Origin of the sequence: Ichthyenterobacterium magnum, from assembly GCF_003610635.1 — a bacterium.
Lineage (GTDB): Bacteria > Bacteroidota > Bacteroidia > Flavobacteriales > Flavobacteriaceae > Ichthyenterobacterium > Ichthyenterobacterium magnum.
The window spans coordinates 1-13,049 of record NZ_RAQJ01000003.1 but is presented as its reverse complement, the minus strand read 5'-3'; the positions used below and the strand labels follow the sequence as shown (position 1 = coordinate 13,049).

Here is a 13,049-nt window from a genome sequence, read left to right as displayed (position 1 = left end):
GTAAATTGCCATTTTATTTTATTGGGAGTTAGAGAAGCTGTACCAAATTACTTTTAACCGACGATGTTACACGTTTTAGCTCGAAGCTTGCTAAAGGCGATATACTTATATTTAGTTCAAACTAGTAATTTGGTTTAACCCCTAAGATGGAACACATTTACTTTAAGGATGGGAGTGCGAAGCACGAAGTAATTAAAGTTCGCCTTTGGCGAATGTGTTCCATCGTGTTCGTGTATGGTTTCGTTGCGTTTCCACTAAGTTAGCAAATAATCAGAAACCCATTGTTCAGAAGCGACAGAAATTCCGATAGTAATTTCCGAGCAATGAACTATACACGTTGTTGGCAAATCGTTTTTTATTCAGTTCCATATAAAAATTCTAAAGCCTTTGGAAATCTTTTGGAAAAGTATTCAAAATTATGCTCTCCACCTTTATCTAATAAGTAATCTAATTTCGTGTTACTTGAATTTTTCAGTATTATAGATTTTAAATTTTCTGCGTCTTTAACAGCCATTTTTTTAATTTCATCTGTTTCTCCTTCCTCGGTTCCTATTCCTATATATACCTTGTTTGGCCAAATCTTTTTTGAACTAGAATTCTCTAAAATTTTTTGATTCGAAACATATAAAGAAGGGCTTTCTAGGAGAAGTTTATTAAAGTGATTAGGTTTTTCTAAAACAGTATATAATGAAATAAGAGCGCCTCTTGAAGAGCCTCCTAAACCTGTATTTTTTGCACCTTTTTTAGTTCGAAACTTTGAATTTATTAAAGGCATAACTTCCTTTGTTATGAAATCTGGATATAATTTGCCCTTTGGGTTATCGATTTTAGCTTCGGGATTTGTCTCAAACTCATCTGCCCAAGGTAAATATTCCATTGCTCTATCTCTTAACGGATTTTTTGATTCAACTGTAGAAGCACCATTATCAATACCAACAACTATTATCGGTTCTATTGTTTTTGAATTTATCAAGTCATGAACAACTTTCTTTATCTCATACGCATGAAAAACTAAAACACCATCATTTAAGTATAAAACTGGATAATGAATACTTTTACTTTGATAATAATCTGGAGGAAGAAGAACCCTTACTTTTCTTGTGTTCTTAAAAATATTACTTTTTAAATCGAGTGTGTCTATGATGTACAAATTTTCATGTTCTTTACAATTAAGAAGTAATATCAGAATTAATAAAAGTAAAACAGAAATACGGTATTTTTTTATAGTGTGCATATCATTTATTTTTAGTTGTATTTCTATAAAGACGATTACTTATATTAAATGTTGCAATTTTAATGTTTTTTTAAATTCTGGAGATTTTTTCGAAATGTTTGCCAACTTAGGGGTTAAACGTAGTTCAGCTATGATAACGAAGATACAATAAAATGGATAACAATTCTATGATAAGCCTCTTCCTTATAAGATCATGGAATTGTTCATCAATTAGAAGAAGTTAATCATCGTTAATTGCATTTTATTTTATTGGGAGTTAGAGTAGCTGTACCAAATTACTTTTAACCGACGATGTTACACGTTTTAGCTCGAAGCTTGCTAAAGGCGATATACTTATATTTAGTTCTAACTAGTAATTTGGTTTAACCCCTTAGATGGAACACATTTACTTTAAGGATGGGAGTGCGAAGCACAAAGTAATTAAAGTTCGCCTTTGGCGAATGTGTTCCATCGTGTTTGTGTATGGTTAGTTGCGTGTGTAAGCAAATAAGTTAGCAAACAAAAACGAACCCGAGAAAATTCCGAAGGAATTTTCCAAATAAGCACTTGCCAAAGCAATTAATTATACACGGTGTTGGCAATAGTATTTTTTAATTGTAAAAGAACAATAATGTTCCGATTAAAGAAGATAAAAAACAAACAACGATTCCAATCAATCCAGTTCTAATTGATGTTTTCCAATTCTTTATCATAAAATAATTAATTAGAACTAATATCAGAATTGATACAACTCCAATGACCATTACCGAAATTGTTCTATTCAGTAAGTTTGATAATAAATCGGCTTTTAAAAATTCAAAATCTTCTTCTGAACCAAGAAAGAAAAATCTTGAAATCAAAAAAACCATAAGAGTAGTAATTCCAATCCAAATATAGTTCAGTATTTTTCTTATTGGGTTTTGTCGAGTATCAAAAACATCATTTATTTCAATTCTGTTTTCTTCATTGTTAATCCAACAAATGACTTTATAATTTTTATAAACTAAATATCTAAATTCTTGTTTTCTATTCTTAAGAAGTTCTTCAGGTTGTCCAATTTCTGGTTGACTTTTAAGTTTTAAAGCCTCATTATAAATTCCGTTAACGAGTTTTTTTGCAATTCGAGTTCCTGCCTTTTCTCGATAGTACTGATAAATTTTTTCTAGTTCTTTTTGAGAAAAATCAGTCCAAAACAATTTTAATTCCATTTATCAATCTTGGCTTTTAATTCGCTAGATTTAGTTAGACGACCATTTATTGAATCTTCCATAGATTTGTCAATTCGAGAATTAAATTCCTCAATTGACATTGGTTTAAAATCACCATTATCAGAATTTTTCTTTTCTTTTCTAAGGATTTTTTCAAGTCGCGAAATTACATCTTCACTTTGAATCTTTAAAAACTCTTGAATAAGTTCTAGTTTTCTTGTCTGTAAATCCATTTTATTAGCTTTTTTTCAAAGATACAAAAATATCAATTTAATACTTTATTTTATTGAATTGACGAATTTCACAGCTTGTTGCCAACTTAGGGGTTAAACGTAGTTCAAACTAGTAATTTGGTTTAACCCCTTAGATGGAACACATTTACTTTAAGGACGGGAGTGCGAAGCACGAAGTAATTAAAGTTCGCCTTTGGCGAATGTGTTCCATCGGTGTTGTGTATGGCTCGTTGCGGAAAAATCCGCAGGATTCTTTCCGCCATAACCCAAAGATAGCGAATAAGCGTTGAATTCCGATTAGGAATTCAACCGCAATGAGCTATACACGTTGTTGGGTGTAGTTATTTTTTATTCAAAGATTTTAAAAATTCGTCTGCGGTCATAACAGGTAATAGCGATTTTTTAAAGTCTTTTCCGTTTCTTGTTATAATAATATCACATTCAGATTCTGTCGCACTGAAATATTGTAATGCATCTTCAAAGTCCTTTATCGAAGAATTTAGTCCTTTTTCAATCGTTTGCTCATCGAGTGAGCATATTTCACAGATTATCTTAAATTTTCTTAGTTTTTCCCTAGCAATTTTTCCATTCTCAAATTTTGTGATAAAATAGTTTACCGTTGCAAATGAAATTGGCGAAACAACCATTGTTAGTTTTTCTTTTTCTGCTAAGGTTGCAATTTTCGCAATCGGTTCATAAAAAGGTTTTCGCTCTCCCAAAAGGTCCAGCATTACATTAGTATCTATAAAAATCCTTTTGCTCATTTATATTTCTCAATTAAATAATCAGAATATTCTTTTTTATAGTCCAAATCGGCAGGAATTTCGATTCCAGTTGCAATGCTTTTCACGAAAGGTGAAATCTCAAATTCAGAGGTATCGTTTTCTGAAGTCAGAGATTGTAAATAAGCCTCTACAATTCGAGATAAACTCATTTTTTTGTTAGAAGCATACTCCTTGGCTTTTTCAATAATCCTTTGATTAAGCTTTAAAGTCAATTTTGTATCCATAATTAATTTTTATACGTACAAATATATAAAAATAATCCGTATAATTCAATTTGACTATGATTTTTGTTGTGAGGTTTAACCCCTAAGATGGAACACATTTACTTTAAGGATGGGAGTGCGAAGCACGAAGTAACTAAAGTTCGCCTTTGGCGAATGTGTTCCATCGGTTTTGTGTATGGCTCGTTGCGGAAAATCATAGATGATTTTCCGCCATAACCGAAAGATAGTGAATTGCAATGAATTCCGATTAAGGAATTCAGCCGCAATGAGCTATACACGTTGTTGTGCTTTCGTTATTTCTCATAACTCTTAATCTCCTTTATAAGAACCTTTGTTTTTTCAACTAACTTTTCTCGAAGAATATTAGTCATATTATAATTCGTTATTTTCATTGTTAGAATTCCGTTCAAGCTAGATTTTAATTTATTTTCATTTACTTGTTCCCAAACTGAATTCATTTGTTTACCCTTAATTGCATTAAATTCAAAATTTATTGGGAATTGACTAGCGTATTTATAACCCAATTCAGCATATAATTTAAAATTCAATTCAACAGTCTTAAGAGTTTCAAGTTGTTCAGCATTATGTTTTTGAATTTTTCTCCTCAAAAGGGGTTGTATTAAGTCTAAATCTCCAGTAGAAATCAGCGCATTATATGTGTCAATATTCAAGTTATTAGAAGGGTTGAAAAACGGAAGAAATTCATATCGTGCAATATTTCTTATCGTGTCAAAAGTGGCATCAGATGATGATAATCGCTTAGATAAAGAAGTAAGTTTTTCTAATTCTGTATTGAATGTTAAAATTTGATTTTCAAGTAAAATAATATCTGATTCTAAATCACTTAATAGTGAATTTACATAGTTTACTCTTAATTGTTCTTTTTTACTTTGCTCGTTGAGATTATTAACTTGCAATGCAATCAAAATTCCAATAACGACAAGAACTATTTCTCCAATTGCGTAAAGTAAATATTTACTTAATTTATTTTCAGAGAGCATTTTTTGTCGAATTTTTCTAAAGAATTTTATCATTGGTTAACGGTTGGTTATAACGTGTTTGTGTATGGTTAGTTGCGTGGTTAAGCAACTAATTTAGCAAACAAAAACGAACGAGAGAAAATTCCGAAGGAATTTTCCAAATAAGCAACGACCAAAGCAATTAATTATACACGTTGTTACCCGACGTTTTTTATTTACTTAAAAATTTCTTTATCATCAGAAGCGTAACAAATCTTGTCTTTTCTCTTATTAAGTTTAACCTCAATTACGTCATCTTTCTTAATATCATTCAAAAGATTTTTTATGATTTTTGTTTCTTCTTTAGATTTTAAAGAGTTTTTTTCCGTAAACGCCTTGTTTTGGATAAATGTATCCAAAATAATAATTGTTTTTTGTAGCCACAGCAATCAGATAAACTCTAAAGGAAGAACTCTTACCTTGTTCATCACCTGCTCTTAATTTGGCTATAGGATTTTTTTGCATTTGGATTAAGTCGATATGCAACACATTGAGCTAATAAATCATCAGATTCTAATATAAAGATATCATTGATTATTGCCTTTTCGCAATCCTTGTATGAATTTTTTTTGAGAAGTTTTTTGACTTCAGATATAAAGCTTTTTTGGAAGAAAAATTTCATTAAAGCTCATCAACTAGAGAACTTAACTCTTTAAAGTCATTGTTCTTTCTTAAATCAAATATTATGTGCTCAACTTCATTAACAGCTTCAATGTGAAATTCAATTGCTTTTTTCATTTCTTTAAAGTCATCTTTAAAAAGTCCTTTTGGAACGTATATTCTTCTTTGTCCAGAGTAAAATTTTCTAAAGTGCTTATCAGAAGCTTTTCCCATTGCTATAATCCCTCTAATAATAACTTCATCTGATGTAGATAAGTTATCTAACCAAGTTATTTTTGTAAGTAATGAGCCTAATTTTTCTAGAGATTTAGTCAAAATAGAATATTCTTTCTTCTTATCATTAATGTGGTCAAGAATCTTATTTATTCTTTCTTCCTCGCTCAATGAATGAGAGTAAGATTTTATAATTTCTCTATTTATTTTCTCTAATGTAGTTGTCATAGTTTTATAAAAAAACATAAAATGTACTGTACAAATATACTTTTTTTACAAATTAAGTCAATTAATAATGTGTTAAATTCTCTTTTTGTTTTAAATTCAAGTGTTATTTACTAATCATATTAGACGTATATATAATTAAATCGTTACAAATATTATTCCATTTCTTGGTTATTCTGACAAATGTTGGGTAACTAAGGGGTTAAACGTAGTTCAGCTATGATAACGAAGATACAATAAAATGGATAACAATTCTATGATAAGCCTCTTCCTTATAAGATTATGGAATTGTTCATCAATTAGATGATGTTAATCATCGTAAATTGCCATTTTATTTTATTGGGAGTTAGAGAAGCTGTACCAAATTACTTTTAACCGACGATGTTACACGTTTTAGCTCGAAGCTTGCTAAAGGCGATATACTTATATTTAGTTCAAACTAGTAATTTGGTTTAACCCCTTAGATGGAACACATTTACTTTAAGGACGGGAGTGCGAAGCACGAAGTAATTAAAGTTCGCCTTTGGCGAATGTGTTCCATCGGTCTAGTGTATGATTTCGTTGCGTGTTTAAGCACTAAAGTTAGCAAATAAAAACCGAATAGAAAATCCGCGAGGATTTTCGTAAGTAGGCGATAACTAGCCATTAATTATACACGGTGTTGCCATTAGTTATTTTTTCAGTTTCATTACTTTTTCCAACAATGGTGCAAGTCCGTTTTCTCTTATTGTGTCGTTATTCCAAAAACTCAAAACACAACTAACATAATTACCTCTTACTTCAGTCGCAACATAGTAAATTGTTAATGTTTTTCCTCCAGACATACTTGCCAAAACAGAAGTCATTCCAGTAAAGTCATAAATCACTTTTTTGGCTTTAGTTTCTGTTCCTTCAAATTCTATATCAACCATTTCTTCCGAAATTACTTTTCCGTTTTTTCTTGATTTCGTTATGGCAAATTGTTGCTCAACTGTATTTTTTGCATCTTCTAAATCTTTATGAACTGACCAATTCATTTCTCCATAATATGGACATTGAACTGTATTTACGTTTGTCCAGTTACAACTCGTTCCCAATTTTATTTTTCTGCCAGCAAAATTGATACTGTCAATTGTCATTGAAGCATAATTTTCCTTTGGTATCGTATTTTCAATTATAGGTTTTACGATTGAATGTTCAAATTCTTTATCACTTTTATTAATAGAACTGAATTGAATTATTGTGATTCGTTTATCTTGGTTTTCTATGAAATAATAAGAGCTGTTTTGTACTAATTTCTCGGTAATTTCTTTGTCATTGGTGACATAATAATTATTAAAAGGTAATTGTTCGTCTTTCGTTTTCTTTTCGTCTTTTTTGATAGAATATTTACGATAAACTTTTTTCAAACCTTTTTCAGAAAAAGGATAGTTTAATGTTTCACTGGTTATTGTGTATCCATCAATATTGTAAAAGGTCAATCCATTATTGCTAATTGCTTGTAGTCTATTAAAAATACTGTCGTTTTGAGCAAATGATATTACAAAAACAAAAAATAATAAAGTCGAAAGTATGTTTTTCATAACTTATTCGGCAATTAAGAATGTATAGATTAATCTTCCTTTGCTATCAAGTCCTTTTTTCCAATTTTCAGCTTTATTTGGGTCAAATGTTTTAACGTTGTCATTTGGAAATATTTTAAATTCAAGAAACCATTTTTGTGGCTCTGCATCTTTTTTAAAATCCACTTGTCTTGCAAGAATACTATCTTTTGGCGGAACGGAAAAATTCCTTGTCAATGGACCTCTTGACATTGGGAAAACTACGACTGTTGAACTAAAGTTCATAGTTTCATTCGAGTTGTTTTTCACATAAAATGTTGTTGTTGAATAACTTCCAAATCCTAATGCTCCACAAGAGGTAATTAGAATACTTGATATTATAATTATTAATACTTTTTTCATTCAGCGTTTTGTTTTTCTAATTAATGGCAACGGTGTTGTGTATGGCTCGTTGCGTGTAAAAAGACGCTAATTTTTCGGATTAAACAAGAGGCGGATTTTTATATTTTCTTTTTATTTTAAATTACTCTAAAAGTTAAATATAAAAATTTGACGGTCTTTATAAATAAGCAAAACCTCTTGTAAAGCCTTTATTAGCTATGTTTTATACACGTTGTTATGCCCAGTTTTACTTGCGTTCAATTGTAACCCAAGATTTATCAAATCCGATAGCTTCAAGTATTTTAGCCTTATCAAGTTTTTCAGGTTGCTTTATTTTCAGTATCAGAGTTTTTTCAGGTACAATTTCAGTTATTGTGAATTGAGAGCCGTGAGGTTGCCAAGTGAAACGTTTATTTGCACTTTTGTGTTCAGCACCTTTGTCGTAACCTTCCAAATTCCCATTCTTGTTCCAAATAAAATCGTATAAATCAGAATCATACCTCACAGTATCAAATTCAAAAACGGCTACTTGCGATAAATCATTTGATTTGACAAGTACAACTGTTCGAAGATGTTTAAATTTTTCTCGAATTGCAGATACTCTTTCGTTCCAAATTTCTAAAACTTGCTCTCCGATAACATTTGGGTCAGCATTTGTATCTATTGTTCCGCCGTAAGAGTATACAGGTGAATTTCTACCTGAAATTAGCCGAATTTGTTTTAATTTTTTGAAATCTTTTATGTTAGACTTTACTGTTTTCGCTCCCCAAGCAGTATTACCCATAACAACGTCATCTAAACCAACATTAGAAGGTTTCCAATCTGCTCCGATACACTTGGCAAAGATTTGTTCCCATTCGTCGCCTTGTAAATCGGCTCTACCTTTACTTGCAAGTAAATAAACAATTTCTTGACCTAAAATATAAGGGAAATCACTATTGAATTTATTTAATGGATAAGCTGAAACAGACTTTGTTACTGTTCTTAATTTTGGTGATTTTTTCGCCATTAACTTGGATTGTATTGTAAATCATATTCTCTTAAAACTGATGCTTGGTCTAAACTTGTAGCAACGTAAGGAAGAAGTTTTTCAACTACCGCTTTAATCATATTTACAGGAACAGCATTTCCAGCTTGCTTCTTCGCTTGAGCATCACTTACTATAATTTTATACCAATCAGGAAAACCTTGTAGTCTGAACATTTCTCTGGGTGTTAGTCTTCTTTCTCCATTTACTAAAAGATAATTATGAGAAGCACCTGAACGAAGCGCACAAGAATAAGGATAAGAACAAACGTTTCCAGATTTATTTTCGTGCCAAATAGATGGATAATAAGAAGATTTATGTTTAACCTTTCTTTTTTCTCTTATATATTCTGATGCAAAATATTTTTCTTCGACCTTTTTTTCTAAAATTTCTTTTAGAGATTTATATGGTTTTTCTGGATTAGGAAAAGTAAACATAATTGGTTCACGATGACCAACTATCACAACTCTTTCACGTTTTTGAGGCAATCCATAATCTAAAGCGTTTAAAACACTGTATTGAACATGATATCCTATATCTTTTAATGCTTGTACAATTACTTTTAATGTTTTTCCACCATCGTGACCGACAAGTTGCTTTACATTTTCTAAAATAAATGCTTTTGGTTCTTTTTCTTTAATTATGCGAGCAATATCAAAAAACAGAGTTCCTCTCGTATCGTCCATTCCTTTCATTTGTCCAATTATGCTAAAAGGTTGACAAGGAAATCCAGCAAAAAGAATATCGTGGTCGGGAATTTCTTTTTCATCAATTTGAGTAATGTCTCCAGCTGGTCTTTCTCCAAAATTGGCTTCGTAACTATCCTGAGCGTATTTGTCTATATCGGAAGAAAACACACATTCAGATTGAACATTATTTTCCTCACAAGCCTCTTCAAAAGCTATTCTGAATCCTCCAATTCCGCAAAAGAGGTCTATGAATTTTAATTTTTCTTTGTACATCTTGTAAAGATAATTATCTATTTTAATGATTCAATTAATTCTGGAAATTTAATTAACAAACGAGTGTTAATCAAATTGGGCATAACGGTTTTGTGTATGGTTAGTTGCGTGGTTTAAGCACTAAAGTTAGCAAATAAAAACCGAATAGAAAATCCGCGAGGATTTTCGTAAGTAGGCTAGAACTAGCAATAAATTATATACGGTGTTGCCAGTAGTTTTTTCTTTCAGTTACTAATTCCGTTAATTTATCCAATTTTGTTTTGTCAATTTTTGTCCAATCAATTTCATTAAATTCTAATGTACTAAATTTTTTTAAACTCCGATACATCGGTAAAATCACAGACTCAAAATCTGCCGTCATTTCATAAATAACATTTCGGTTTTCTGTTATTCCACCACTTTTTGAAATAAAGAGAGTAATTTTATTTTCGCTTGGTTTAAGTTCAAAGAAATAACATTCAGGTTCCAAATTCCAGCATATTTCCGTGTTAATTCCATTTAGTGATAAAATCAGAGATTCGCAGAGTTTGTTAGTCGGGTTTACTGGAATATTAGATGCAATAAATTCTAATTTAAAATCCGTAGAACTAAATTCAATCGGAATCCAACCATTTTTTGGGTTTCCTATATTCAGCCGTGTTTTTCTGTTTTTGTTATTCACATTGTAATTATTTAGCTTTCTTAATAAAGCCAATTCTAATAAATTTCATTAAAGAAATATATTAAAAACAATGGAAACCAAATTGATATTAATAAATATATTCGGCTATACCATTTCATTTTTTTATCAATCGTTTTATTACGCTTTATGATTTTTTCAGTTCCGTTTTTTATTGTGTATCTATAAAAATTCATTCCAATAAATATTATATACAGACCAAAAATTGAATACGGAAGAAATTTTGTTCCGACAAGTGAATTCAAGTCAGTCATAAAATATATCACAATTAGCAAAATCAGAAAATTAGTTCCTTGGCAAAACGAAATCATAGAAATAGGAAAAACTTCTGGGTCAGAACCGAATTTTTTCTGCTTTTCATAATGATATTGGAATAGGTCATCATAAAATTCCGTAATGCGATTCCATATCATATTTTGTTCAGGTTTCGAGTGAGTTTAAATTACTGGCAACGTGTTGTGTATGGTTAGTTGCGTTGGCAGGAACTAAGTTAATAAAAGAAACCGAACCAATAGGAAAATCCGCAGGATTTTCCGAGTAAACACAACACCAGCAATTGATTATACACGTTGTTGTGCATAGTATATTAATTCTTAAGAATCTCATTTAAGATGAATAAATCCTCTTTCCTTAAAAACACGTGACACTTTGTAAAATGCTTTTTTAAAAATTTCAATGAAAAGTCTTTTAAATCCACAATTTGACCATTTTTTATATTCAATAAACTATAATTTTTAAATGAAACTCCAAATCCTGGTTCATAATCCATAGCTTCACCTTTAGGCAAGATTATTAAATCATCAATCCAATCCACTAAAAACTTATCACATTCAGGTGAAAATTCGTCAAATACACTTTTCCAAGTTGTTGAAAACAGCACATTTGGCTTTTCCTCTTTTACTCTAATTTCAAGATCTACTAAGAATATTTGTTTATCTAGTGCCACAAAAATTGCTCTATATCCTCTCCATAAATTCGATGAAATAATTCCTTCTTTAGGTTTTTTTTCAGGGAATAGTTCGAAGTATTCTTCTAAATAATAGTTTTTCAGTTCGCTAACTTCACCATTAAAAATTAAAATATCTTTCTCTTGAACCGTTGCAAAAGAGCTCAGAGAAATAAAAAATATTATTATGGAAAATAAGTTTCTCATATTATGCACAACTAAGGGGTTAAATGTAGTTCAGCTATGATAACGAAGATACAATAAAATGGATAACAATTCTATGATAAGCCTCTTCCTTATAAGATTATGGAATTGTTCATCAATTAGATGATGTTAATCATCGTAAATTGCCATTTTATTTTATTGGGAGTTAGAGAAGCTGTACCAAATTACTTTTAACCGACGATGTTACACGTTTTAGCTCGAAGCTTGCTAAAGGCGATATACTTATGTTTAGTTCTAACTAGTAATTTGGTTTAACCCCTAAGATGGAACACATTTACTTTAAGGACGGGAGTGCGAAGCACGAAGTAATTAAAGTTCGCCTTTGGCGAATGTGTTCCATCGGTTTGGTATAAGAATAGTTGCGGGTTTGCATACAACGGTTTTTCAAGGAAAATTAGGTTTAGCAAATCCGCAACTACCTTTATTATAGAACTAAACCGCAATTATTTTTATACGGTGTTGTGCCACGTTATTTTTTCTTTTCAAATACTTTTAAATAAATTCCGATTATTATTATCAAAATAACTAAAACTATTTTAATCCATAAATAATTCTCTTTGGAGTATATTTCTAAAATATCCATAAAGAAATATAATATTAACGGTATGAAAATTAGTTTTTTATTCATATCCTTATTGATTATCTCTACAGTCAGCAAGGTCAGCTTGAGCACTTTTGTTGCATTCTCCAAATCGAATTAAAGCAATCCCACCTCCAATTAAAGAACCAACCCCAAAAGATGTAAATAAACCAACTACACCTACTGTGGCAAGGGAAGCTCCAAAGCTTTTTAAACAGCTTTCATTAGCACTATTGAAAGTATCCAAACAAGAATCTGACTTTTTTGAAAATATTTGTTTATTTTGTAATTGACTATTTATTTCATTTGTAATCAGAGTTAGGAATTCTTCTTGATTCAGAGAGTTGTATTTAGGGTTGTTATAAAGAATTTTTGTATTTTCAATAATCTGCTGTTGTAGTTCAAATATTTCATCAGAAATCTCAATATTTTCATCTTTTATAGCAATTTTTAAATCTGATTTTTTAATTGCCTTGTTTTGCAATTTTTTTAATTTATCAATAATATTATAATCAACAGAGCTTTTTAACTCAATCATTTTTGATGTTAGTTCAAAATGCTTTATTAAATACTCATCTAATGTTTGTGTTTTAACTTCAGGGTTTTCTATCAAACTATCTTGATTACAAGATACAAAAAGCATTAAAGATGCAAGGAACATTGCAAAATATGGTCTTCTTAGATTTTTTAAAATATTCATAATATTGGGTTTTGGGGAAAATATTTTTGTTTTTTATTTTCCTAATTCATAATAATTCTACTCTTTCGATTTTCGCTACTCGGTTGTTTTTTTTATTTCGGTTTCAACTTTCACATTTTCCGATTTTGGATTGTCAGCCCGTTTTTGACCGTTATGTTGTTTTTAATGTGGCACAACTTAGGGGTTAAACGTAGTTCAGCTATGATAACGAAGATACAATAAAATGGATAACAATTCTATGATAAGCCTCTTCCTTATAAAATCATG

15 protein-coding genes are annotated in these 13,049 nt (G+C 30.4%); all 15 read right to left on the bottom strand.

The features are described from left to right. Nucleotides 1-355: 355 nt before the first annotated feature. Nucleotides 356-1,234, bottom strand: a complete 879-nt coding sequence (locus tag BXY80_RS08270) for an alpha/beta hydrolase (RefSeq protein WP_120200887.1) — start codon at nucleotides 1,232-1,234, stop codon at nucleotides 356-358. Nucleotides 1,235-1,824: 590 nt separating this feature from the next. After that, nucleotides 1,825-2,421, bottom strand: coding sequence for a type II toxin-antitoxin system RelE/ParE family toxin (locus BXY80_RS14005; RefSeq protein WP_211328346.1), 597 nt, complete (start codon nucleotides 2,419-2,421; stop codon nucleotides 1,825-1,827). Continuing rightward, nucleotides 2,412-2,654, bottom strand: a complete 243-nt coding sequence (locus BXY80_RS08260) for a hypothetical protein (RefSeq protein WP_120200885.1) — start codon at nucleotides 2,652-2,654, stop codon at nucleotides 2,412-2,414. The genes BXY80_RS14005 and BXY80_RS08260 overlap by 10 nt, the downstream gene beginning before the upstream one ends. A 341-nt stretch (nucleotides 2,655-2,995) precedes the next feature. After that, nucleotides 2,996-3,418, bottom strand: coding sequence for a type II toxin-antitoxin system VapC family toxin (locus BXY80_RS08255; protein WP_120200883.1), 423 nt, complete (start codon nucleotides 3,416-3,418; stop codon nucleotides 2,996-2,998). Beyond that, complete coding sequence (locus tag BXY80_RS08250; RefSeq protein WP_120200881.1) at nucleotides 3,415-3,663, bottom strand: DUF6364 family protein; 249 nt, start codon at nucleotides 3,661-3,663, stop codon at nucleotides 3,415-3,417. The genes BXY80_RS08255 and BXY80_RS08250 overlap by 4 nt, the downstream gene beginning before the upstream one ends. Nucleotides 3,664-3,956: 293 nt before the next feature. Continuing rightward, nucleotides 3,957-4,697, bottom strand: a complete 741-nt coding sequence (locus BXY80_RS08245; protein WP_147376117.1) for a DUF6090 family protein — start codon at nucleotides 4,695-4,697, stop codon at nucleotides 3,957-3,959. A 288-nt stretch (nucleotides 4,698-4,985) separates the two neighbouring features. Then, nucleotides 4,986-5,147, bottom strand: coding sequence for a hypothetical protein (locus BXY80_RS13930; protein WP_162843290.1), 162 nt, complete (start codon nucleotides 5,145-5,147; stop codon nucleotides 4,986-4,988). 156 nt (nucleotides 5,148-5,303) lie between these two features. Then, on the bottom strand, nucleotides 5,304-5,744 hold the full coding sequence (locus BXY80_RS08230; RefSeq protein ID WP_147376116.1) for a hypothetical protein: 441 nt from the start codon (nucleotides 5,742-5,744) through the stop codon (nucleotides 5,304-5,306). 668 nt (nucleotides 5,745-6,412) lie between these two features. Continuing rightward, on the bottom strand, nucleotides 6,413-7,303 hold the full coding sequence (locus BXY80_RS08225; protein ID WP_120200871.1) for a hypothetical protein: 891 nt from the start codon (nucleotides 7,301-7,303) through the stop codon (nucleotides 6,413-6,415). A 3-nt stretch (nucleotides 7,304-7,306) separates the two neighbouring features. Then, nucleotides 7,307-7,684 (bottom strand): hypothetical protein, encoded by a 378-nt coding sequence (locus tag BXY80_RS08220; RefSeq protein WP_120200869.1) that lies wholly within the window; start codon nucleotides 7,682-7,684, stop codon nucleotides 7,307-7,309. A 226-nt stretch (nucleotides 7,685-7,910) separates the two neighbouring features. Continuing rightward, entirely contained in the window at nucleotides 7,911-8,672 is a 762-nt protein-coding gene (locus BXY80_RS08215; RefSeq protein ID WP_120200867.1) for a hypothetical protein, read from the bottom strand. After that, complete coding sequence (locus BXY80_RS08210; RefSeq protein ID WP_120200866.1) at nucleotides 8,672-9,652, bottom strand: DNA cytosine methyltransferase; 981 nt, start codon at nucleotides 9,650-9,652, stop codon at nucleotides 8,672-8,674. Before BXY80_RS08210 ends, BXY80_RS08215 begins: the two co-directional genes overlap by 1 nt. A 193-nt stretch (nucleotides 9,653-9,845) precedes the next feature. Then, nucleotides 9,846-10,313, bottom strand: a complete 468-nt coding sequence (locus BXY80_RS08205; RefSeq protein ID WP_162843289.1) for a hypothetical protein — start codon at nucleotides 10,311-10,313, stop codon at nucleotides 9,846-9,848. 604 nt (nucleotides 10,314-10,917) lie between these two features. Then, a complete protein-coding gene (locus BXY80_RS08195) occupies nucleotides 10,918-11,484 on the bottom strand; it encodes a hypothetical protein (RefSeq protein ID WP_120200860.1) in 567 nt (188 codons plus the stop codon). Nucleotides 11,485-12,134: 650 nt separating this feature from the next. Next, a complete protein-coding gene (locus BXY80_RS08190) occupies nucleotides 12,135-12,782 on the bottom strand; it encodes a hypothetical protein (RefSeq protein ID WP_147376115.1) in 648 nt (215 codons plus the stop codon). Nucleotides 12,783-13,049 lie beyond the last annotated feature (267 nt).

Coding starts and splice junctions, on each gene's coding strand:
- BXY80_RS13930 (WP_162843290.1), bottom strand. CDS start 5,147: ATGCAAAAAAATCCTATAGCCAAATTAAGAGCAGGTGATGAACAAGGT.
- BXY80_RS14005 (WP_211328346.1), bottom strand. CDS start 2,421: ATGGAATTAAAATTGTTTTGGACTGATTTTTCTCAAAAAGAACTAGAA.
- BXY80_RS08255 (WP_120200883.1), bottom strand. CDS start 3,418: ATGAGCAAAAGGATTTTTATAGATACTAATGTAATGCTGGACCTTTTG.
- BXY80_RS08220 (WP_120200869.1), bottom strand. CDS start 7,684: ATGAAAAAAGTATTAATAATTATAATATCAAGTATTCTAATTACCTCT.
- BXY80_RS08270 (WP_120200887.1), bottom strand. CDS start 1,234: ATGCACACTATAAAAAAATACCGTATTTCTGTTTTACTTTTATTAATT.
- BXY80_RS08210 (WP_120200866.1), bottom strand. CDS start 9,652: ATGTACAAAGAAAAATTAAAATTCATAGACCTCTTTTGCGGAATTGGA.
- BXY80_RS08260 (WP_120200885.1), bottom strand. CDS start 2,654: ATGGATTTACAGACAAGAAAACTAGAACTTATTCAAGAGTTTTTAAAG.
- BXY80_RS08225 (WP_120200871.1), bottom strand. CDS start 7,303: ATGAAAAACATACTTTCGACTTTATTATTTTTTGTTTTTGTAATATCA.
- BXY80_RS08230 (WP_147376116.1), bottom strand. CDS start 5,744: ATGACAACTACATTAGAGAAAATAAATAGAGAAATTATAAAATCTTAC.
- BXY80_RS08250 (WP_120200881.1), bottom strand. CDS start 3,663: ATGGATACAAAATTGACTTTAAAGCTTAATCAAAGGATTATTGAAAAA.
- BXY80_RS08195 (WP_120200860.1), bottom strand. CDS start 11,484: ATGAGAAACTTATTTTCCATAATAATATTTTTTATTTCTCTGAGCTCT.
- BXY80_RS08245 (WP_147376117.1), bottom strand. CDS start 4,697: ATGATAAAATTCTTTAGAAAAATTCGACAAAAAATGCTCTCTGAAAAT.
- BXY80_RS08215 (WP_120200867.1), bottom strand. CDS start 8,672: ATGGCGAAAAAATCACCAAAATTAAGAACAGTAACAAAGTCTGTTTCA.
- BXY80_RS08190 (WP_147376115.1), bottom strand. CDS start 12,782: ATGAATATTTTAAAAAATCTAAGAAGACCATATTTTGCAATGTTCCTT.